The sequence below is a fragment of the Amphritea atlantica genome, from assembly GCF_018860855.1.
In the GTDB taxonomy this organism is placed as follows: Bacteria; Pseudomonadota; Gammaproteobacteria; order Pseudomonadales; family Balneatricaceae; genus Amphritea; species Amphritea atlantica_A.
The window spans coordinates 115,996-138,800 of sequence record NZ_JAHKQE010000013.1 but is presented as its reverse complement, the minus strand read 5'-3'; the positions used below and the strand labels follow the sequence as shown (position 1 = coordinate 138,800).

The 22,805-nt window shown below is 48.2% G+C and carries 19 protein-coding genes; 17 read left to right on the top strand and 2 right to left on the bottom strand.

From position 1 onward, the window contains the following. Nucleotides 1-49: 49 nt before the first annotated feature. Nucleotides 50-2,731, bottom strand: coding sequence for a [protein-PII] uridylyltransferase (locus KO512_RS05530; RefSeq protein ID WP_215951333.1), 2,682 nt, complete (start codon nucleotides 2,729-2,731; stop codon nucleotides 50-52). Between the two features lie 23 nt (nucleotides 2,732-2,754). Beyond that, complete coding sequence (gene map, locus KO512_RS05525; RefSeq protein WP_289847213.1) at nucleotides 2,755-3,594, bottom strand: type I methionyl aminopeptidase; 840 nt, start codon at nucleotides 3,592-3,594, stop codon at nucleotides 2,755-2,757. Nucleotides 3,595-3,818: 224 nt separating this feature from the next. On the opposite strand from map, the gene rpsB reads away from it, so the two are divergent. From rpsB to tilS, 17 genes are all read left to right on the top strand, one after another. Beyond that, nucleotides 3,819-4,562: a 30S ribosomal protein S2 gene (gene rpsB / locus KO512_RS05520; protein WP_215951331.1), complete on the top strand. Its 744-nt coding sequence runs from the start codon at nucleotides 3,819-3,821 to the stop codon at nucleotides 4,560-4,562. Nucleotides 4,563-4,671: 109 nt separating this feature from the next. Then, on the top strand, nucleotides 4,672-5,532 hold the full coding sequence (tsf, locus tag KO512_RS05515) for a translation elongation factor Ts (RefSeq protein WP_215951330.1): 861 nt from the start codon (nucleotides 4,672-4,674) through the stop codon (nucleotides 5,530-5,532). Nucleotides 5,533-5,630: 98 nt separating this feature from the next. After that, the gene (pyrH, locus tag KO512_RS05510) at nucleotides 5,631-6,389 is read left to right on the top strand and encodes a UMP kinase (protein WP_215951329.1); all 759 of its coding nucleotides are present in this window, start codon (nucleotides 5,631-5,633) and stop codon (nucleotides 6,387-6,389) included. Further along, on the top strand, nucleotides 6,379-6,936 hold the full coding sequence (frr, locus tag KO512_RS05505; protein WP_215951328.1) for a ribosome recycling factor: 558 nt from the start codon (nucleotides 6,379-6,381) through the stop codon (nucleotides 6,934-6,936). The genes pyrH and frr overlap by 11 nt, the downstream gene beginning before the upstream one ends. Nucleotides 6,937-6,974: 38 nt before the next feature. Beyond that, nucleotides 6,975-7,736, top strand: a complete 762-nt coding sequence (gene uppS, locus KO512_RS05500; protein WP_215951327.1) for a polyprenyl diphosphate synthase — start codon at nucleotides 6,975-6,977, stop codon at nucleotides 7,734-7,736. Next, on the top strand, nucleotides 7,729-8,541 hold the full coding sequence (locus KO512_RS05495) for a phosphatidate cytidylyltransferase (RefSeq protein ID WP_215951326.1): 813 nt from the start codon (nucleotides 7,729-7,731) through the stop codon (nucleotides 8,539-8,541). Before uppS ends, KO512_RS05495 begins: the two co-directional genes overlap by 8 nt. A 12-nt stretch (nucleotides 8,542-8,553) precedes the next feature. Continuing rightward, on the top strand, nucleotides 8,554-9,906 hold the full coding sequence (rseP, locus tag KO512_RS05490; RefSeq protein WP_215951325.1) for a sigma E protease regulator RseP: 1,353 nt from the start codon (nucleotides 8,554-8,556) through the stop codon (nucleotides 9,904-9,906). A gap of 28 nt (nucleotides 9,907-9,934) precedes the next feature. After that, nucleotides 9,935-12,247, top strand: a complete 2,313-nt coding sequence (gene bamA / locus KO512_RS05485; RefSeq protein ID WP_215951324.1) for an outer membrane protein assembly factor BamA — start codon at nucleotides 9,935-9,937, stop codon at nucleotides 12,245-12,247. A 12-nt stretch (nucleotides 12,248-12,259) separates the two neighbouring features. After that, a complete protein-coding gene (locus tag KO512_RS05480) occupies nucleotides 12,260-12,751 on the top strand; it encodes an OmpH family outer membrane protein (RefSeq protein ID WP_215951323.1) in 492 nt (163 codons plus the stop codon). A gap of 7 nt (nucleotides 12,752-12,758) precedes the next feature. Further along, nucleotides 12,759-13,775, top strand: a complete 1,017-nt coding sequence (lpxD, locus tag KO512_RS05475) for a UDP-3-O-(3-hydroxymyristoyl)glucosamine N-acyltransferase (protein WP_215951322.1) — start codon at nucleotides 12,759-12,761, stop codon at nucleotides 13,773-13,775. Between the two features lie 25 nt (nucleotides 13,776-13,800). Then, nucleotides 13,801-14,241 carry a 3-hydroxyacyl-ACP dehydratase FabZ gene (fabZ, locus tag KO512_RS05470; protein WP_215951321.1) on the top strand — a complete coding sequence of 147 codons (441 nt, stop codon included), beginning with the start codon at nucleotides 13,801-13,803 and terminating at the stop codon, nucleotides 14,239-14,241. A gap of 2 nt (nucleotides 14,242-14,243) precedes the next feature. Next, the gene (lpxA, locus tag KO512_RS05465) at nucleotides 14,244-15,014 is read left to right on the top strand and encodes an acyl-ACP--UDP-N-acetylglucosamine O-acyltransferase (protein ID WP_215951320.1); all 771 of its coding nucleotides are present in this window, start codon (nucleotides 14,244-14,246) and stop codon (nucleotides 15,012-15,014) included. Between the two features lie 3 nt (nucleotides 15,015-15,017). Further along, nucleotides 15,018-16,190 carry a lipid-A-disaccharide synthase gene (lpxB, locus tag KO512_RS05460; RefSeq protein ID WP_215951319.1) on the top strand — a complete coding sequence of 391 codons (1,173 nt, stop codon included), beginning with the start codon at nucleotides 15,018-15,020 and terminating at the stop codon, nucleotides 16,188-16,190. Beyond that, a complete protein-coding gene (rnhB, locus tag KO512_RS05455; protein WP_252734840.1) occupies nucleotides 16,183-16,785 on the top strand; it encodes a ribonuclease HII in 603 nt (200 codons plus the stop codon). The genes lpxB and rnhB overlap by 8 nt, the downstream gene beginning before the upstream one ends. Nucleotides 16,786-16,795: 10 nt before the next feature. Next, nucleotides 16,796-20,290 carry a DNA polymerase III subunit alpha gene (dnaE, locus tag KO512_RS05450; RefSeq protein ID WP_215951317.1) on the top strand — a complete coding sequence of 1,165 codons (3,495 nt, stop codon included), beginning with the start codon at nucleotides 16,796-16,798 and terminating at the stop codon, nucleotides 20,288-20,290. Nucleotides 20,291-20,409: 119 nt separating this feature from the next. Further along, the gene (locus tag KO512_RS05445) at nucleotides 20,410-21,363 is read left to right on the top strand and encodes an acetyl-CoA carboxylase carboxyltransferase subunit alpha (protein ID WP_215951316.1); all 954 of its coding nucleotides are present in this window, start codon (nucleotides 20,410-20,412) and stop codon (nucleotides 21,361-21,363) included. A gap of 72 nt (nucleotides 21,364-21,435) precedes the next feature. Then, nucleotides 21,436-22,755, top strand: coding sequence for a tRNA lysidine(34) synthetase TilS (gene tilS / locus KO512_RS05440; protein ID WP_215951315.1), 1,320 nt, complete (start codon nucleotides 21,436-21,438; stop codon nucleotides 22,753-22,755). The last annotated feature ends 50 nt before the right edge of the window (nucleotides 22,756-22,805 follow it).

Genomic DNA, 22,805 nt, shown 5'->3' with positions numbered 1-22,805 from the left:
GGTGTTCCCTATTATCTATTCGCTAGTGGGTTTGGAATGGCTGGTTAGGCTAGCTGTATTCGTCGAGTTGTTGGCAGATCGCTTGCTGCAGTTTGATGCAGATATCCGGATCACTGATAGGGTGGCCATGATTGTCGGAGATAAAGAAGAAATCCTCTACCCGCTCGCCAATGCTGGCAATCTTTGCTTTACGGACTGAAATATCAAAATCAACAAAAATCCCCCCTAAACGTGCCAGTAGGCCCGGGCGGTCGGGTGAAATGATCTCTAGCGTCGTCAGTTGCGTGGCAGGGTCGGTGCTCATGTTGACCTGTGTTGGGTAGGCGAACAGCTTCATCTGACGCGGAATACGACGTTGAATGATATCTGGATAATCATCGGGGTCATCGAGCTCTTCCACGAGATGATGGCGAATCTGCTCTAAGAAGGCATCGTCATCAGGCAGCGGTTCATTGTCTTCTGTCAGCACGGTGTAGGTGTTCAGTGCCTGATTGTTATCCGCCACCATGATGCGCGCATCTTGGATGTTTAGCTTGAGTTGATCAAGCGCGGATGCTGCGGCCGCAAATAGACTAGGTAGATCCGGCATGTAGATAAAGATCTCGGTAGCCCCTTCGAATGCTCGATAGGAGGTTTTACGGATCATCACCAGCGGTTGGTCAGAATCGCCGTGTTCGAGCACCCCTTGAGTTTGCCAAGCGATATGTTGGGGTTGTTCCCGTAGGAAGTAGTCATCCCCCAGTAATTTCCAGAATTCCAGCACGTCATCTTCTTCGTAACCCTTGCGCTGCAAAATGGCCAGTGATTCATTTTGAATCTGTTCGACACGGTCGTCTTTGTTCACCGGATTTTCTAAACCGCGCCGCAGGGCGCGTTTGGTCTCGGTGTAAAGTTGGCGCATTAATGTGGCTCGCCAGCTATTCCAGAGGCTATGGTTGGTGGCGTTTATATCGGCGACGGTGAGAATGTAAAGATAATCTAGATGGACAATATCCCTAACTTGCTTAGCGAAGTGGAGAATAACATCGGGGTCCGATATATCTTTACGTTGAGCCGTCATGGACATCAACAGGTGGTTGCGTACCAGCCATTGCACTAGGTGTGTGTCCCATTTGCCTAAGTGATGACGCAGACAAAAAGCGATAGCATCTTCAGCGCCTAACTCGGAATGGTCGCCGCCACGCCCTTTGGCAATATCGTGATAGAGGCCAGCGATATAGATCAGTTCTAGCTTGGGCAGCTGATTGATAATTCGATAGGCGATGGGGAATTTCTCGCGCTGATCCTGATGGCGAAATTTACGAATCTTCTGGATGACTTTCAGGGTGTGCGCATCAACGGTGTAGATGTGGAATAGATCGTGCTGCATCTGGCCAATAATTTTGCCAAACTCCGGCAGATAGAGACCGAGGATACCAAAGCGATTCATGCGTTTTAGTTCGGTAGAAACGCCTTTATCTTGTCTCAGCAGTTCCATAAATAACGATGTATTGCGAATGTCGTTACGGAACTCGTCATCAATTCGGTGACGATTGTTTCTGATTAACCGAATGGTCGAGGCGCGAACGCCTTTAATCTCGGGGTTTTGGGCTAGCAGGACAAACATCTCTAACATCGCAAAGGGGTGATGCTCAAAGACGCTTTCATAAGCAACGCGGATAAAACCGTTGTGTAGGTTAAAGCGGTTGTTGAGTGGTTCGATCACCTGTTCTTCTTCGTGCCGCAGAATGACTTCATCAAAATACTGCAGCAACATGCCGTTGAATTCAGACATTGCTTTGGCGACCAAATAATACTTATTCATGAACTGTTCAACGGCTAAAGCACCGTTTTGATCGGTGTAGCCAAACAGTTCAGCCAGACTGCGCTGGTGGTCAAACAGTAAGCGGTCTTCTCGGCGATGACAGAGCATATGCAGCGCATAGCGCACCGTCCAAAGGTAGAGTTCGCCCTTGTTGAGTGTATCTAGTTCGAGTTCAGTCAAAAATCCGTGATCCACTAAATCACGAATATAGGTGGCACCAAAGTGACGTTTTGCAACCCAGCCAATGGTCTGCATATCCCGTAACCCTCCGGGAGAGTTTTTCAGATTGGGCTCTAGGTTATATTCGGTGTCATTGGTTTTGTCGTGCCGGCTGTTTTGCTCGTTCACCTTCGCCAAGAAAAACTCTTTATCGGTCCAAGCGCCCTCGGATGTTACGCGTAGATACATCTGGACGTGTAGATCGGCATTGCCCACGAGGGGGCGGGATTCGATCAAATTAGTGGCAATAGTGATATCGTTTTGCGCTTCATCGTAGCATTCGTCAAGGGTGCGCACACTCGAACCGACATCAAGGTTGATATCCCAAAGCAGGGTGAGGAATCCACTGATGCTGTCCTGTACTTCGGCATCGGTGATGTCGTCTAGTAGTATCAAAATATCAACGTCTGACTTAGGGTGAAGCTCGCCTCGACCATAGCCGCCAACGGCCATTAGGCAGTAGTTTTTCTGCTCAGGCCAGTCAAACAATTGCCAAGCTTGCAGTAGCAGTTGATCCACGAGCCAGGCTCGACCATAGATCAGTTTACGGATATCTTCACCCGCCCGAAAACGGGTATCCATGGTTTCTTGTGCGGCTTTTAAGGTGTTTTTAAAAACCGGTATAGGTGAGTTTGACTCCGCCAAAGCGGCTGAAAAGTCACTGGCTGAAAAGAGTGTTTCATCAGCGGCAAAAGCGGTGTGCGACATGGATATCCCCGTCAGCGATGAGTTTAGAATGTTTCGTCTTTACGTTTGGTTAGCGCTTCAAAGCCGTCGGCGGTTACCAGTAATGTATGTTCCCATTGAGCGGAAAGGCGTTTGTCGAGAGTTTCGACTGTCCAGCCATCGCGTTTCAATGTTTTAACGTGGCGTTTGCCCGCATTGATCATCGGTTCAATGGTAAAACACATACCTTCCTGTAGTTCAACGCCGGTTCCGGGAGTGCCGTAGTGAACCACCTGAGGGTCTTCATGAAAGCCGATGCCGATGCCGTGGCCGCAGTATTCACGTACCACAGAGTAATGATTGGCTTCGGCATGTTTTTGGATAACATGACCGATATCGCCTAGACGAGCGCCGGGTTTGACGAGTGCCATACCTTTGTAAAGACATTCAAGGGTCACTTCGCACAGTCGTTGAGCGTGCGGGGCTACGTTGCCAACATAAAACATTTTGCTGGTATCGCCATGATAGCCGTCTTTGATAACGGTGATATCGAGATTGACAATATCGCCATTTTTCAACGGTTTATTGTTAGGAATTCCGTGACACACAACGTAGTTAACCGAAGTGCAGATTGATTTAGGAAAGCCATGGTAGTTAAGCGGTGCGGGAATAACGTCCTGCTCATTGACCATATAATCGTGACAAATCGTATTGATCTCATCGGTGGTGACGCCTGGTTTAATGAAAGGTTCGATCATTTCCAGAACTTCTGCAGCCAGACGGCCTGCGACACGCATTTTCTCGATCTCTTCCTGCGTTTTGATAGTGATACTCATATAAACCCTTAAATATGTAAGCCTTTGGGGCGTGAGAAATAGTGATGGAGACTGTTGACGGTGGCGCAATTGTAGCGAATTTAGCGGCTAAGAACAAAAGGCTGCGATAAATAGATTGTAAATTGTGCTTCAAAAAAAAAGTAATTTATGGTATAAAGTCGCGCTCGAAATCTGTATCAGAAGTCGCAGGTTTCATAAATCCACACATGTTACCGACACATCACCTTGGGTGCCGCTTGCGGTTGGGGGATGGGGTGCATGGAGGTCTAACCCTGAAAATTTAGGAAAGTATAATGGCACAAGTTACAATGCGTGACCTGCTTAAAGCAGGTGTTCACTTCGGTCACCAGACCCGTTACTGGAATCCGAAAATGGGTAAATACATTTTCGGTGCTCGTAACAAGATTCATATCATCAACCTGGAACACACTCTGCCAGCACTGAACGGTGCTTTGGATGTTGTTAAAGGCATGGCTGTAAACAAGAACAAGATCTTGTTCGTGGGTACTAAGCGTGCTGCCAGCAAAACCATCAAAGAAGAAGCGTCTCGCGCAAATATGCCGTACGTTAATCACCGTTGGTTGGGTGGTATGCTGACTAACTACAAGACTATCCGTCAGTCTATCCGTCGTTTCCGTGATCTAGAATCACAGAGCCAGGATGGTACTTTCGCTCAGCTGACTAAGAAAGAAGCTTTGATGCGTCAGCGTGAGATGGAGAAATTGGAACTGTCTATCGGCGGAATCAAGGATATGGGCGGCCTACCGGACGCACTGTTCGTTGTTGACGTTGATCATGAACGTATTGCTATCAACGAAGCTAACAAGCTGGGTATCCCAGTTATCGGTATCGTTGATACCAACAGCAACCCAGATGGCGTTGATTACGTTATTCCAGGTAACGACGATGCACTACGTGCTATTCAGATCTATGTTAAGGCCGTTGCTGATGCATGTTCTGACGGTACTGACATTGATGCTGTTGCCAAAAGCGAATTCGTTGAAGTTGAAAACAACGACGAAGCTGCTGCTGAGTAACCAAGCTGTCAAGCGGTTTGGATAGACTATTCAAACACGCGGGAGGGGAGCTGAGTTGCTCCCCTTTTTTTGAATTTGAATTAATAGATTGTTGATGGGGTAAAACCAAATGGCAAAGTTCTCCGCTAAGCAGGTAAAAGAGCTGCGCGATCGTACCGGTCTCGGCATGATGGAGTGTAAAAAAGCGCTGGCAGCTGCTGATGGCGATGTAGACAAGGCGATTGAAGATCTGCGTAAAGCGTCTGGCATGAAAGCGGCTAAAAAATCAGGTCGTACGGCTGCTGAAGGTATCGTTGTTGCTAAAGTTGCTGATGATAATAGCTATGCTATTGCCGTCGAGATTAACTCTGAAACTGATTTCGCTGCCCGTGATGAAAACTTCACGACTTTCGCTAACACAGTGTTGGAAAAAGCGTTTGCTGATAAACAGACTGATGTAGCAGCGCTGATGGCGGGTGAGCTGACTGACGTGCGTGATGCGCTGGTTCAGAAAATCGGCGAGAACATTAGCGTTCGTCGCGTTCTGCTGGTTGAAGGCGAAACCGTTGCTGCCTATGTTCATGGTACCGGTACACTGGCTGCGATTGTTGCTTTGACTGGCGGTAACGCTGAGTTGGCAAAAGACGTTGCGATGCACGTTACTGCGGTTAACCCTCAAGTGGTTAGCAAAGACGACATGCCTGCTGATGTTGTTGCTAAAGAAAAAGAGATCATTTTGGCTCAGCCTGATATGGCTAGTAAGCCTGCTGAGATCGCTGAAAAAATGGTTGTTGGTCGTATCAACAAATTCCTGGCTGAAAATAGCTTGGTTGAACAGCCATTCGTTAAAAACCCAGATGTGAAAGTCGGTCAGCTAGTTAAAGATGCTGGTGCTTCTGTCGCGTCTTTCGTCCGCATCGCTGTGGGTGAAGGTATCGAAGTTGAGCATAAAGACTTTGCTGCTGAAGTTGCTGAGCAACTGAAGGGTTAAATACTGACCCTGTGAAGATTGCGTGCCTGTTCTGGGTGCGCAATCTATTTTATTCTTGTTACACTGGTGCGAACTCAGTCTGGGTGGAGACGATACCGATGCCTGCCTCAAATAAGCATTCCAAATACAAACGTATACTTCTTAAATTAAGTGGCGAAGCCCTAATGGGCGAAGGCAATTTCGGGATTGACCCCAAAGTGCTGAACCGCATGGCGCTGGAAATTGGCCAATTGGTCGGTATAGGTGTTCAGATAGGCATGGTGATTGGTGGCGGCAACTTGTTCCGTGGTGCTGCTTTGAGTGCAGCGGGTCTTGACCGGGTAACCGGTGACCACATGGGGATGCTGGCGACCGTGATGAATGCCTTAGCGATGCGCGATGCCCTCGAACGTTGTAATATAGCAACCCGCGTGATGTCTGCGATACCGATGCGCGGCGTGGTTGATGATTATGATCGCCGTAATGCGGTCCGTTACCTGGCTCAGGGTGACGTTGTTATTTTTTCTGCGGGAACCGGTAACCCGTTTTTCACAACAGATTCTGCCGCCTGTTTACGAGGCATTGAAATCGATGCAGATGTTGTGATTAAAGCCACCAAAGTAGATGGTGTGTACACCGCGGATCCAATGAAAGACCCGTCTGCCAAGCGTTATATGCATCTGACATTTGATGAAGCGCTGGATAAGCAGTTGGGTGTTATGGATTTGACTGCAATTTGTTTGGCCCGGGACCATGATATGCCGGTTCGGGTTTTCAATATGAATAAACCAGGTGCGTTGGCCAATCTGATTGTTGGCAGCGACGAAGGAACCGTCATTGATAATAATGCGACGGTAGGAGATATATATGCTGAATGAGATCGCTCAGGATGCCCAAGATCGTATGGGTAAAAGCCTGGAAGCTTTAGCCACAAACCTGAGAAAGATCCGTACGGGTCGTGCCCATCCCAGTATTCTGGAAACGGTGCATATCAGTTATTACGGTTCTGCGGTGCCTCTAAGTCAGGTGGCCAATATCAGTGTTGAAGATGGGCGTACACTGTCTATCTCTCCATGGGAATCTAACCTAGTACCGGATATTGAGAAGGCGATCATGAAGTCTGATCTGGGCTTAAACCCATCTACTGCTGGGGCTGTGATTCGAGTGCCTATGCCTGCACTGACAGAAGAAACCCGTAAGGGCTATATTCGTCAGGCGCGTCATGAAGCTGAAAATGGTCGTGTATCTATTCGGAATATTCGTCGCGATGCGAACGGTGATATTAAGGATCTTTTGAAAGAAAAAGAGATTACCGAAGATGATGCCCGTCGTGGAGAGGATCAGATTCAAAAGCTGACCGATAAATTTATCGCCGATGTCGATAAATTGCTCCAGGATAAAGAAGCAGACTTGATGGAAATTTGATAGGGAATAGTCGGTGGCTTCGGTTGCCGACAATTGATATGTCTGAAAAATTACAGCTCAGTTTGCCTTCGGGTCGATCTGTTCCTCGCCATATTGCAATCATTATGGATGGTAATAATCGATGGGCAAAAAAACATGGCAAGGGAAGTCTTGCTGGCCATCGGGCAGGCGTGGATAGCGTTCGCAGTGTTGTGCAGGGGTGCGCGGAGCTGGGTGTCGAAGTGTTGACGCTGTTTGCTTTTAGTAGTGAGAATTGGCAGCGGCCGCCTCTTGAGGTTAAGGGGTTGATGGAGTTGTTTGCGCTAGCCCTTGATCGTGAAGTTAAAAAGCTTCATAAGCATAATATTCAGTTGCGGATTATCGGTGATAAGAGCGGTTTTAGTCGTTCGTTACAAAAGAAAATCGATAAAGCTGAGCAGCTAACCGCGTCGAATACTGGGCTGATTATTAATATCGCTGCCAATTATGGCGGGCGGTGGGATATTGTTCAGGCGGCGCAGCGTTTTGCCCAAGGTTGTGTTGATGGGCGTTTTACGCCGGATCAGCTCGATGTTGAATTATTGGGGGAGATGGTTTGCCTGAGTGATCAGCCCGCCCCTGATTTGTGTATTCGTACCGCAGGTGAGCAGCGCATCAGTAACTTTTTGATTTGGCAAATGGCCTACAGCGAGTACTTTTTTAGCGATCTGCTATGGCCTGATTTTGATAAATATGCGCTGGGTGCAGCGATTCAGAGTTACGCTACTCGTGAGCGGCGCTTTGGTAAAACTAGTGAACAGATAGAGGCTGAGAATGCTTAAAGAGAGAATCTGGACCGCAGTCCTGTTAGCTCCAGTGGTTTTAGCGGGGCTTTTTCTCTCCAGCTTCGACGTTTTTAAGTTGTTTGTTGCCGGTATCGTTTTGTTAGGTGCTTGGGAATGGGCGAATCTCTCCGGTTTGATCCCAGCGACAGCCCGTCTTGCTTATACCTCCTTAATTGCGGCCTTGATTGCGGCACTCAATTACTACTCTCCTGAGGCTCTGTTTTCCGATTTTCTTTGGGTTACCGTGTTGTTTTGGCTAATGGCGGCGTTTTGGGTGGTGCGTTACCCCGTTGCGAGTGCTTGGCAGGCTGGTTGGCAGCGCTCGTTGATCGGCGTCTTGGTGCTAACCTCCACTTGGATGGCGTTGGTGACGTTACAGCATCAGCCAAAAGGTGATGTCCTGTTGCTGATGTTGCTGCTGCTCGTTTGGGGGGCGGATATCGGTGCTTATTTTGCGGGTAAAACTTGGGGGCGAGCTAAGCTTGCGCCAAACGTTAGTCCGGGAAAAACCCGAGCCGGTTTATGGGGCGGGCTTTCTTCATGTGCACTTATCTCGCTCTGTTTTGTATTCTATCTTGAACTTGATCTGCTTACTGGAGTCTATCTGTTGCTGATAGCGATGCTAGCAGGGTTGGCATCGGTTTTAGGTGATCTCTTTGAAAGTATGTTGAAGCGTCATCGTGGCATTAAAGATAGTAGTCAGTTGTTGCCTGGGCATGGTGGGATTCTAGATCGAATCGATAGTATCACCTCTGCTGCGCCGGTATTTGTGCTGTGCTTGCATCTGTTGTCGATAAGTTGATTTTGGGGAAAGATGGATATTCTTAATACTGTATTGGCGCTGATTGTTACCTTAGGCATATTGGTAACGATTCATGAGTATGGCCATTTTTGGGTGGCTCGGCGCTGTGGTGTCAAAGTATTACGTTTTTCTGTTGGCTTTGGTAAGCCGCTGCTGCGTTGGCGTGATCGGCTAGATACGGAATATGTTATCGCCATGATCCCCCTGGGCGGATATGTATCAATGCTAGATGAGCGTGAGGGTGATGTTGATCCTCAGTTGTTAGATCAAACCTTTAATCGTAAGCCGGTGTTACAGCGTATTGCGATTGTGGCTGCCGGGCCTATCGTTAATCTTATTTTTGCGGTAGTTGTTTACTGGGCGATGTTTGTTTCTGGTGTTGAGAAAGTTGCGCCGGTTGTCGGTAGTATTATTGCCGATAGTATTGCTGAGCGGGCGGGGTTGCAGCCGGGTGTTGAAATTATGTCGGTCGCTGGTCGAAATACGCGGTCATGGGATGATGTTAATATGGCGCTGGCGACCTATATTGGTGAATCTGCTGTTGTGCCTTTCAAAGCCCGTCAAGGTTTGAATGGTGTACCTCAAGAGTATCGACTGGACTTGCAGGGTTGGCACTTTAATCCGGAAACCCAAAGTCCTTTGTCGGCGATTGGTGTTCGCCCGTTTCGTCCCGTTTATCCTGCATTGATTGGTCAGGTAATCCCGGAAGGTGCTGCCAGTAAGGCCGGTTTGTCGGCTGGTGATAAAGTGATAGCGGTAGACGGTCAGGCGGTGTCAGATTGGAGTCAATTGGTCACCATTATTCGTCAACATCCAGGGCAATCGCTCGCGGTTGATATTGATCGTGCCGGTCAGCAGTTGTCATTAAATATGACTCCTGATAGTAAGACTGAAGAGAGTGGTGTGGTTGGCTATGTTGGCGCTGGCGTGGCGGCGGTTAAGTGGCCGCCGGAGATGCTGCGGCAGGTTCGTTACGGTGTATTTGAGTCAATGGGTCAAGCGGCTTCGAAAAGTTGGCAGATGATTAGCCTAACGCTTGATTCTATGTGGAAAATGCTCAAAGGTGTGTTGTCGGTAAAAAACTTGAGTGGACCGATAACCATTGCTAAAGTGGCGGGGGCTTCTGCTGCATCAGGTGTTGAGGCCTTTGCTGGATTTTTGGCTTATTTGAGCATTAGTCTTGGTATTCTTAACCTTTTGCCTATTCCCATGTTGGATGGTGGTCATCTGCTGTATTATGCGGTTGAATTGCTAAGGGGGCGGCCGGTATCTGAAAAGTTACAGATGGTTGGCTTAAGGCTTGGAATGGCTATTTTGTTTTCGCTTATGGGCGTCGCTATTTTTAATGATCTAATGCGACTTTAATTATTTACTACAATATAAGAACCAGTTCATGAAGATCAGATTCGGACTTCTTTTTTCCCTGGCCCTTTATACATCGGTAGCTGCGGCACAATCATTCACGGTAGACGACGTACGCCTGAAAGGGCTAGAGCGAGTCGAGCCAGGCCTTGTGCTTCGCAGCCTTGATATTGATTCAGGCCAGAGTGTCGATCAGGGTGACATTGCTGAAGCGACTCGACGAGTGTTTCGTACCGGTTATTTTGATGATATTGAAATTGCCCGTGAAGGCGATGTTCTTATCGTTAACGTACAGGAACGTCCTGCCATCAGCCTTATCCGCCTAGAGGGTAATAAGGTGCTGGAGGATGAGGTGCTGCTGGATGGTCTGAAGCAGAATGGTCTTCGCGAAGGGGATGTCTTTAAACGGGCTACCTTGGATAAAATCCGTCAGGATCTGTTGCGACTGTATGCAGGGCAAGGGCGCTACGGTGCCGATATTCAAGTAGAGATTGAGCCGCTAACGGAAAACCGCGTGGCACTGAATATTGATATTAAAGAGGGCAAGGTTGCCACCATTCAGCATATCAATATTGTCGGCAACACAGTTTTCACTGACGAGGAATTAAAAGAGGATTTCTCGCTGAAGTTGCCTGGTTTTTGGGATTTTTTCAGTGATTCGGATAAATATGCTCGGGAGAAACTGTCCGGTGACCTTGAGCGCTTGCGCTCGTATTACTTAGACCGAGGCTATATTAATTTCACGATAGATTCGTCACAAGTATCACTATCACCTGATAAAAAACACGTGTTTATTACCGTGAGTGTGACCGAAGGAGAGAAATTCTCTGTGTCTGGGGTGTCGGTAGCCGGTGATTTGGTGGTTGATGAGCAAGAGTTAATGGACGCCATTACCGTCGTTGAAGGCGCTACGTTCTCCCGTCGTGAAATGACGGCGTCTCAAGATGCGTTGATTCGTAAATTAGGCGACAAGGGCTATCTGTTTGCCAATGTCAGCCCAGTCCCGCAAGTTCAAGATGATAATACGGTTAATCTGCAGTTTTTTATTGCACCGGGTAAGCTAACGTATGTGCGCCGTGTTTCGGTTAAGGGAAATACGAAAACGGCGGATAAGGTCGCTCGACGCTCGATGACTCAGGTGGAAGGCGGGTTGGCTTCTTCTGCGGCTATTGAACGCTCTAAACAAAAAATAGACCAAACAGGCTACTTTAGAGAGGTTAATGTTGAAACGGTGCCAGTGCCAGGAACGGATGACCTCGTTGATCTGGAATACAGTGTTACCGAAGACAATACCGGTAATTTTGTTGCGAGTGTTGGTTTCTCGCAAACCAGTGGTGCAATTTTTAACCTGAGTGTTGAGCAGGAAAACTTTCTAGGGTCGGGTAACAGTGTTGGCTTTGGTATTACTCAAAGTGACACAGTAACTGAGTATAAATTTAGCTATGTAGAGCCTTACTACACCGTTGATGGTGTGAGCCGTGGTTATAATATTTACTCTCGTGAGACCGATTACGACGAGGAAGATGTCAGTAATTATTCAACCGATACCTTGGGTGCAGGGATAAATTTTGGTTATCCTATGGATGACTATCAGCGCCTTAACTTTGGTTTGAACTATGAAGGCGTGAAGATAAACACGGTTGATGATACAGCGCCTGAAGTAATAACTTTCATCGAAAATGAAGGTGATCAATACAATATCTTCAACGTGAGTCTTGGTTGGAGTGATAATCACCTGAACCGGAAGATCTTTCCAACACAAGGGTATTCACAAAGTGCGTCTATTGAAATTGGAATTCCTGGTAGCGATCTGTCGTATCATAAGGAGCAGTATAAGGGGCGTATCTACTTCCCATTGACCGAAGATGGAGAGGGGTTGGTCGGCTCGTTGCGTGGACGTTTGGCTTTTGCGGGTAAAGTAGCGGATAACGAATATCCGTTCTTTAAGAACTACTACAGCGGTGGTTTGAGTTCAGTCAGGGGTTATGACTCTAATTCTTTAGGTCCTCGAGACTCTAGCGATGATGAAGATCCTTTGGGTGGTAATGTTGCCATCGATATGAGCGCGGAACTGATCTTCCCTGTACCCTTTGTCAAAGATTCTAATTCAATGCGTACATTGCTGTTCGTTGATGCCGGTAATGTCTTCCAGACCGATTGTTTAGAAGGTAGTACCAACTGTGACAGTGGTATTAGGCTAGATGATCTGCGTTATTCGGCAGGTTTTGGCTTTAGTTGGTTAACCCCGATTGGACCCATTTCGGTTGCACTCGCGAAAGCTTTGAATGCTGATGACGATGATGAAGAGCGGTTCTTTGAATTTGCACTTGGCAAAACATTCTAAATGGAGAAGAAAATGTTTCGACCACTGATAATTATCCTAGGTGTATTGCTCAGTTTTAATGCCATGGCAGAAAAAGTGGCGGTTCTGAGTGTGCAGCAGGCGTTGCTGAGCAGTAAAGCAGCGGATCTGTTTCGCGATAAACTGACTAAAGAGTTCAGTAGTGAGCAAAAACAGTTAGTAGACCTACAGGCCCAGGTAAAGAAAATTCAAGACAAGATTAAGAAAGGTGCTGGAACCCAATCTAAAGAAGTACAGGATCAGCAGCGGGTTCAGTTTCAGAAAGCCTATGGCGAGTATCAGCGTTTGGGCCAATCTCTGCAGCAGAAGCAGCGTCAACGTGAAGATGCGTTTCTTAAGGAGATGCGACCTAAGCTAGATGCGGTTATTCGTGATCTAATCGCTAGCGAAAGCTATGATCTAGTGGTTAACAAGCAGGCGACAATATTCGTTAAGCCTGAGTTGGATATTACCAGTCGTGTTGTTGAACTACTGAATAAGAAGTAATCAATCTATGGCTAAGCGGTGTTTTTCTGTTTCGGAGCTAGCGGTTTTGCTGGGGGCCGAAACGGTTGATTCGGAACATCTCATTGATGGGATCGGGACGCTTAAGTCTGCTACTCAAAGCCAGTTATCATTTTTACATAATGGACGCTATCAGTCTCAGTTGAAGACGTCTCAGGCTGGTGCGGTGTTAGTGAGTCCTGAGCATCGGGATGAAGTTGAGTCAATCGCTTTAGTGGTCGCTGATCCCTATATTGCATATGCTCGGGCAACGGCATTGTTTTGTGATCAGGCGGTGTCTGCTAAAGGTAACGTGAGTCCGCTAGCCTCGGTCAGTGAGTCTGCCGTGCTGGCAGATAATGTATCGGTTGATGCCCATGCCGTTATCGGTGATCGAGCTGTTATTAACTCGGGTGTGTCCCTTGGTGCTAACAGTGTTGTCGGGGCCGATTGTGTGATTGGTGAAAATACTCGTATAGCCGCTAATGTAACCCTGTACAATAAGATTACGATAGGTGCTAACTGTGTTATTCACAGTGGTGCGGTGCTGGGTGCAGATGGTTTTGGCTTTGCTAACAACCAAGGTGAATGGATAAAAATTCATCAGTTAGGCGGTGTCAGATTAGGCGATCGTGTTGAAGTGGGTGCTAATACGACGATCGACCGAGGCGCTTTAGATGATACGGTGATTGGTCACGGAGTTATACTGGATAATCAAATTCAGATCGCTCATAACGTAATCATTGGTGACAACACGGCAATAGCCGGTTGTACAGCCATTGCCGGTAGCACTCGAATAGGAAAAAACTGTACTATTGCCGGCGCTTGCGCGATAACGGGACATTTGACCATTACCGATGGTACCCATATCACGGCAATGAGCTTGATTAGTAAATCGATCTTGCAAGCAGGGGCGTTCTCTTCTGGTACAGTGATGGAACCGCATCAGCAGTGGAAGCGTAATGCGGTGAGATTTCGTCATTTAGACGAATTGTTTCATCGGGTTAAAAAGTTAGAAAAATTGTAAAGCAGCATACTTAAGGTCAGCCTGAATGATGATGGATGTAAAAGAGATCCGCAAATATTTACCTCACCGTTACCCTTTCCTTCTGGTTGACAGAGTGGTTGAGTTAGTGCCTGGTGAGTCGATCGTCGCTTATAAAAATGTGACGGTGAATGAAAACTTCTTTAATGGTCATTTTCCAGATTATCCTGTGATGCCTGGGGTTCTGATTGTTGAAGCGATGGCTCAGGCTGCCGGTATCCTAGGTTTCAAAACCATGGGTAAAACGCCTGAAGATGGTTCTATTTACTATTTTGTCGGTTCTGATAAATTACGTTTTAAACGTCCTGTTGTTCCTGGTGATCGGTTGCAGTTGGAAGCGAAAATTATTTCCGAAAAACGCGGTATCTGGAAGTTTGAAGTTCGCTCTACTGTTGACGGTGATGTTGTCAGTACCGCAACGATTCTTTGCGCAGATAGAAAGGTGTAGATTTGATCCATTCCACGGCCATTATTGACCCATCCTCCCGCTTGGCTGATGATGTTGAAGTGGGTCCATGGACCGTTATTGGCCCTAATGTTGAGGTCGGTCCGAGAACTAAAATACATTCTCATGTTGTTATTAAAGGGCCGACTAAAATTGGTGCTGACAATCATATCTTCCAGTTCGCCAGTATCGGCGAAGACTGTCAGGATAAGAAATATAACGGCGAGCCAACGGAGCTGCTGATCGGAGATAATAATGTTTTCCGAGAAGGCTGCACTGTTCATCGAGGCACTGTTCAAGATAACAGTATCACCGTTATTGGTAGTCATAACCTATTTATGGCGAATGTTCATGTCGCTCATGATTGTATCGTGGGCGATCATAATATTCTGGCTAATAACTGTGCGTTAGCGGGGCATGTTCACCTAGGTGATCATATTATTCTCGGTGGCTTTACCGCGGTGCATCAGTTTTGTCTGATTGGCTCTCATAGCATGTGTGGAGCTGGAAGCGTTGTGCTTAAAGATATCCCCGCATTTGTTATGTCCAATGGCAATAGCGCTCAACCCCACGGTATCAATGCTGAAGGACTGAGACGGCGCGGTTTTTCTGCAGCGGCTATTCAGAATGTTAAGCGGGCCTATAAAATTATCTATCGTCAGGGTTTAAAGCTTGAAGAGGCTATTTCACAGCTTGAGCCACTGGTGCTTGAAACACCCGAACTCAAATTGCTGTCTGATTCCCTTAAAGCCTCAACCCGAGGCATCATTCGTTAGGGTATGAGTACCCTGCGTATTGGTATTGTCGCTGGAGAGGCATCCGGAGATATTCTAGGTGCCAGCCTGCTTGCCGAACTCAAACACCGCTTTCCCGATATAACCTTTGAGGGGATTGGCGGTGAATTGATGCAGGCAGAAGGCTGTGTCAGTCTTTTTCCGATGGAGCGTCTATCGGTAATGGGATTGTTTGAAGTACTGGGCCGATTAAGAGAGTTGCTAGGCATTCGTAAATCGCTGGTTACTCACTTTAGCCAACAGCCACCGGATATCTTTATCGGTATCGACTCCCCTGATTTCACCCTCAATCTTGAAGGTAAATTACGTCAAGCCGGTATTCCTACCGTGCACTATGTGAGTCCTTCGGTATGGGCTTGGCGTAGCAAGCGGGTGTTTAAGATACTTAAAACCACCGACTTGATGCTAACTCTGTTTCCCTTTGAAGCTAAATTTTATCAACGGCATGGCATGCCGGTCGAATTTGTTGGTCATCCTTTAGCCAATATGATTCCACTGGAACCTGATCAGAGCGCTGCTCGCTCCAGTCTTAACCTGCCTCATGGTCAGCGAATAGTGGCATTGATGCCTGGTAGTCGGGGCGGAGAGCTTAAATATCTGGCTGAGCCTTTTTTGGATACTGCGCGCTGGTTACTCAAGCGAAATGCTGATCTGGTGTTTGTGATGCCGGCGGCGAATCAAGAGCGTTATGATCATTTACGTGAGCTAATTGACAGACAATACAGTGATCTACCTATCATTTTGGTATTAAAACGTTCCCGTGAAGTGCTAACAGCGGCGGATGCGGTGTTGATAGCCTCGGGTACTGCGACCCTCGAAGCGTTGCTCTTGAAGAAGCCAATGGTGGTTGCTTATCGTATGGCGCCGTTAAGTTATAAAATCTTGTCACGCCTGGTTAGCAGTCAATATATCTCTTTGCCCAACCTGTTAGCGGATGCGCCGCTGGTGCCGGAAATTCTGCAAAATGATGTGCGTCCTGAGGTATTAGGTCCTGCGATAGAGCAGGCGCTGCTTGATAGCGATGGGCAAAGTGAATTGAAGCAACGCTTCAGTGAGATTCATCAGCAGTTACGCCAAGATGCGAGTAAAAAAGCGGTTGATGCCATAGTGAAATTACTCGAGTCTCGAGGCCGGTTAAATGGTGACACCAATGTCTAAGGCCTTCGGCAGGTTGGTTGCGGGAGTCGATGAGGTTGGTCGAGGTCCTTTAATTGGTAACGTTGTCACGGCTGCGGTGATTCTTGATCCAACTAAGCCTATTGAAGGTTTAACCGATTCGAAAAAACTTTCGGAGAAAAAGCGGGAACAACTGTTTCCGTTGATTCAGGAGCGTGCGCTGGCTTGGTCGATCGCTTGGGCAACACCGGAAGAGATTGATCAGCTAAATATTCTGCACGCCACGATGTTGGCAATGCAGAGGGCCGTTTTAGGCTTGAGTGTTACGCCTGATTTCGCCTTGATTGATGGTAATCGTTGCCCGCCTGGGTTGCCCTGTGGGGCGCAAGCGATTGTGAAGGGTGATCTGAAAGAGCCGGCGATTAGTGCCGCTTCGATTTTGGCAAAGGTTTATCGTGATCGGGAGATGGTGGCATTGGATCATCGTCATCCCGGTTATGGTTTTGCTAAGCACAAAGGTTATCCCACCGCCCTGCATATGGAAAAGCTACGTCTGTTAGGCCCGCTCCCTGAACACCGTCGCAGTTTTAGACCGGTGGCAGAGTTACTAGCGTTAAACACTGACATAATTGATTAAACGAGTTGAAATGACTGATCCGGCATTTGTACATCTCCGTCTGCATACGGAGTTTTCACTGGTTGATGGACTTGTTCGCATTAAAGAGCTGGTTAAGGTGGCGAAAGACCAGCAAATTCCTGCTATTGCGATTACGGATCAGGTGAACCTCTTTGCCTTGATTAAGTTTTTTAAAGCCACAACTGGCGCGGGTATTAAGCCGATTTTCGGTGCGGATATCTGGGTTGAAAACGACGCAGACCCCGAAGATACACCCCATCGGATGACGCTGTTAGCCATGAACGATCAGGGTTATCGTAACCTGATGGAGCTGATTTCGCTCGCCTATGAAAAGGGGCAGAATATTCAGCCGGAGCTGGCGTTACTAAAGCGCAGCTGGATTGCGGAGCGTTCTGCTGGATTGATCGCACTATCCGGCGCCAAAGATGGTGAAGTGGGTAGAGCGCTGGCTGACAACGATTCAGCCCATGCGGTTCTGGCGCAATGGCAAGCCGTCTTTCCTGATCGTTTCTATCTAGAAATTCAGCGTACCGGCCGTCCCGGTGATGAAAGTTGTGTGCATGCGACAGTGCAGCTAGCCCATGAGACTGGTTGTCCTTTGGTGGCGACTAATGAAGTGATGTTTTTGCGGCCTGAAGATTTTGAGGCACATGAAGTCCGGGTTTGTATCAACCAGGGGCGCACACTCGAAGATCCTCACCGGCCTAAGAATTACAGTGAACAGCAATATCTACGGTCAGCCGAAGAGATGGTTGAGCTGTTCAGTGATATTCCTTCTGCGGTTGAGAACACCGTCGAAATAGCTAAACGCTGTAATGTGGAGCTCGATCTGGGTACCTATTACCTGCCGAAGTATCCAATCCCGGAAGGGAAAACCATGGATGAGTTCTTTGCCGAGGTATCTTGGAAAGGCTTGGAAGAGCGTTTGGCTATCCTTTTAGACAAGGATGACCCTGACTATGCCGAAAATCGCCGTCCTTATGAAGAGCGGTTGCGGTTTGAGCTGGATATTATCACCCAGATGGGTTTCCCTGGTTACTTCCTGATCGTAATGGATTTCATCCAGTGGGGTAAGGATAACGGCGTGCCAGTCGGCCCTGGTCGTGGGTCGGGTGCGGGTTCGCTGGTAGCCTATGCACAGAAAATTACCGATCTTGATCCGCTGGAATACGATCTGCTATTTGAGCGATTCCTAAACCCAGAACGGGTATCGATGCCTGACTTCGATATCGACTTCTGTATGGATAACCGTGACCGAGTAATCGACTATGTAGCGGAAACCTATGGTCGGGATGCGGTATCGCAGATTGTTACCTTTGGTACCATGGCGGCTAAAGCGGTAGTGCGGGACGTTGCGCGCGTACAGGGCAAGCCATTCGGTCTGGCGGATAAACTATCTAAACTTATTCCGTTTGAAGTGGGTATTACGCTGTCTCGTGCGATGGTTGAAGAACCCTTAATGAAGGAGTTCGTCGAGTCTAGCGAAGAAGCGCAAGAAATTATGGAGATGGCCCTGAAGCTAGAAGGGCTCACCCGTAACGTAGGTAAACACGCCGGTGGTGTGGTTATCGCGCCGACCAAACTGACCGATTTCTCGGCAACTTATTGTGACGAGTATGGTCATGGTTTGGTGACCCAGTTTGATAAGAGTGATGTTGAGGAGGCCGGACTGGTTAAGTTCGACTTCTTGGGGCTGCGTACCTTAACCATCGTTGACTGGGCGGTGAAAACCATCGACCGTATTCGGGCTAAGACCGGTGAAGAGCCGCTGGATATAGCCCTGATCGATCTGGAAGATCCAGCGACCTTTGAGTTGCTCAAGTCAGCAGAAACCACCGCGGTGTTCCAGCTTGAATCCAGTGGTATGAAGGACCTTGTCCGTCGTCTAAAACCCGACCGTTTTGAAGATATTGTCGCTTTGGTGGCGCTGTTTCGGCCAGGACCGCTGCAATCGGGCATGGTTGATGACTTTATTCTGCGAAAACATGGTCAAGCTGAGCTGGCATATCCCCATGCGGATTATCAGTTAGATAGTCTGCAGCCAGTACTAGAGCCAACCTACGGCATTATCCTGTATCAGGAACAGGTTATGCAGATCGCTCAGGTGATGGCCGGTTATACCCTCGGCGGTGCGGATATGCTGCGTCGAGCGATGGGTAAGAAAAAACCTGAAGAGATGGCGAAGCAGCGAAGCTCGTTTTTGGAAGGCTCTGCGGCGAATGGCATCGACCCTGATCTGGCCGGGAATATCTTCGATCTGGTGGAAAAATTTGCCGGTTATGGTTTTAACAAATCCCACTCAGCGGCCTATGCCTTGGTGTCATACCAGACCGCTTGGTTGAAAACTCATTATCCTGCGCCCTTTATGGCTGCTGTGCTCTCTTCTGATATGCAGAACACCGATAAGGTGGTGATCTTTATTGAAGAGTGTCGCACCATGAAATTACCTTTGGTGCTACCCGACGTTAACTGGGGTGAATACATGTTCACCGTTAACGATAAGGGTGAAATTGTGTATGGTTTAGGCGCGATCAAAGGGGTCGGTGAAGGGCCGATAGAAGCCATTGTGGCTGCGCGTGATGAGGGTGGCCAGTTCAAGGATATCTTCGATTTCTGTAAGCGAGTCGGCAGTAAAAAACTCAATAAGCGGGTTTTAGAAGCCTTAGTGCGTTCTGGCGCGCTGGACCACCTTGGACCTGATCGTGCTCAGCTTTGGGCGGCGATTGGTGAGGCGCTTAAAGCGGCGGATCAGTCTGAGCGCAATCAGAGCGCCGGGATGTTCGACCTGTTTGGTGAGGTTGAGGCCGAGCAGCCCCGTGATCCCTACGCTGAGTACATGAAACAGCGTCAGTGGACCGACAAAGAGCGTCTGCAAGGTGAAAAAGACACGCTGGGGCTCTATGTTACCGGTCATCCTATCGATGAGTACGAAGCCGAACTGCCTCACTTTATCACGCGTCGAATTGCTGAATTGATGCCGCAACGTGGCCAGCAGCAGAAGATGCTGGGCCTGGTGGTGGATGTGCGGGTCAAGAAAACCAAAAAAGGTGATTCGCTCTGCTTTGTCACACTGGACGACCGGACCTCTCGTATCGAGATATCGCTATTTGGTGAAGCCTATGATGAATATCGTCCGTTATTGAATAAAGATGCCATTCTGCTGATCGAAGGGGAGATTACCATCGATAGCTACTCGGGCACCGATAAGCTTAAGGTGCGCGGCCATAAAGTGGTTGATGTGACTCAGTGTCGAGCTCGCTATGGGCGACATATCGAGGTAGATTGTGATGCTTCGCAGTTGAAGGAACGGTCGCTTAAGGCCTTTGGTGAGCTGTTAGAGGGGCATAAAGGTCGAGTCACTATGCCGGTTGCTCTGCGGTATAAGAGTGTCGATGCTTCCGCCACGTTGTGTTTGGGTGAAGCTTGGCAAGTGCAGCCGACAGATGAGCTGTTGCTTAAACTGAAAGATCAATTTGGTGGTGATGCGGTCAGAATCCGCTACTGATACAGGGTGGTTCTTGAGCGCGACTCGGGGTAGAATTAGGCCAACTTTTTTAGCGTCGGCTGATCTCTGTTGCTACTGTGTCCCGGCCGGAACGAAGCGAACTTACGGAATATCAATACATGAATCCCAATTATCTGGATTTTGAACAGCCAATAGCAGACCTAGAAGCAAAAATTGAAGAGCTGCGTCTGGTTGGTGATGACAATGAGCTGAATATTGAGGAAGAGATCTCAAAGCTGCAGGCGAAAAGCCGTACATTGACGAAATCTCTTTTTACTGACCTGAGTGAATGGCAGATCTCTCAGATCGCCCGTCATCCTCAGCGTCCGTACACTCTTGATTATATCGACATGATCTTTGACGAATTCGAAGAGATCCATGGTGATCGACACTTTTCCGATGATCGTGCCTTGATCGGTGGTATTGCGCGTCTCGAAGGGCGTCCCGTGATGGTGATTGGTCATCAGAAAGGACGTGAGGTTAAAGAAAAAGTTCTTCGTAACTTTGGTATGCCTCGTCCAGAGGGGTATCGAAAAGCATTGCGTCTGATGGAGATGGCCGAACGTTTTAAAATGCCAATCCTGACGTTTATTGATACACCTGGGGCTTATCCGGGTATTGATGCTGAGGAGCGTGGCCAGTCTGAAGCGATCGCGTTCAATCTCGCGGCGATGTCCCGTCTAAATACACCGATTGTTGCGTCTGTTATTGGTGAAGGCGGATCAGGTGGCGCATTGGCTATCGGCGTTTGTGACGAGCTAATGATGCTGCAATACTCAACTTACTCTGTTATCTCGCCAGAAGGCTGTGCCTCTATTCTATGGAAGAGCGCTGATCGTGCGCCGGATGCGGCTAAGGCTATGGGTTTGACCTCTGACCGACTGCATGCACAAGGATTGGTGGATCAAATCGTTGATGAGCCTTTAGGTGGAGCCCATCGAGATCATGGCTTGATGGCTGCCAATTTGAAGAAGCACTTGTTGGAAACCCTTGAACGGTTGACTGATATCGAACCGGATGAGCTGATTGAACGGCGCTATCAGCGTCTTATGTCCTACGGCATCAGTCAGTAACATCGGAACCGTCGGTTAAACTGGCGGTTTTTTTTGCCTGACAGTATTTGAAAGGCCGTTATATCAATTATTATGAATGAGCTGCAGCGCCACTTTAATCAGCAACTTGAAAATCATTCCAGCGAGGTAAAACGCTGGGTGATCGGTTTAAGTGGTGGCCTCGACTCAGTCGTATTGCTGCATTTGGCCGCGAGGGCGTTGCCTGCTGAGCAATTGTTGGTGGTTACTGTAGATCATCAGCTCCAAGCACAATCATCCCAATGGACCGATTTCTGCCGAGGATTGGCAGAATCACTCCATCTTCCCTTTTATCATGAAAAAGTTGTTGTGGCCGAGAGTGCAAGCATAGAGAGCGCTGCTCGCGATGCACGATATCGGGTATTTGAAAAAATTCTGCAACCTAGCGATTGTTTATTGCTAGCCCATCATTTGAACGACCAAACTGAAACAATGCTGTTTCGTTTGCTGCGGGGCGCTGGGGTGCGTGGATTGGCAGGTATACCTCGGTGTCGAACACTCGGAAAGGCGAGTCTGTTTCGACCGTTATTAGATATATCGCGCCAGCAACTACAGCAGTGGGCGGAAGCGGAGCAGTTGGTGTGGGTGGAAGACCCTAGTAATAGCGATCTGTCATTCGATCGTAATTATCTTCGCCATAAGGTCATCCCCTTGCTTGAGGCCCGTTGGCCTAGTTTTGCCCGTCGTTGTGCGGGTACCGTTCGTTTTATGCGTGAATCAGAACAACTTCATCAAGACCTAGCCGTGATTGATAGCAAATCTGTAGCACAAGGTGATGGGCTTAATTGCAGTGCATTGATGAAGTTAAGTCAGCCGAGGCAGCATAATTTGCTGCGTTTCTGGTGTAGAAAGGCAGGTGTTGCGCTGGGTGAGCGCCAGCTTTTGGCTGTTAAGCAGCTTATGAATGCCAGAGATGATAAACAGCCGATTGTACAGCTTGGGCATCTGCAGTTACGGCGGCATCAGGGTGTGTTGTTGTTGCAAGCGGCGCTTGAGGCGTTTGAGTGGGGTCACCGGTCACTTTCGCCTAGTGGGTTGCAGGTTGCCCAAGGCTGCTTAGAGGTAAGCTGTGAATCGGGTGTAACAGGGTTGAAATCATTGGCGGGAGTGACGGTGCGCAATCGGCGCGATGGCGATCGTTGCCGCCCATTAGGACGCGGTGGTTCATGTTCATTGAAAAAGTTATTTCAGGAACATAAGATCCCCTCGTGGCAGCGAAATACCTGGCCGGTATGTGTGGTGGGTGATGAGATTGTGGCGCTGCCGGGAATCTGTCTCTGCGAAGATTGGCAGAGTGAAATAAAAGGCCGTGGTTTTGCGTTGAAATGGCGGCCAACTGCATTGTCTGTTCAGGGTGATTCTGATACCCTGTAGCCCCATCTTTAGTAGCTGTTTTTTGAACAGCGCGACTCACTTTTCACGAC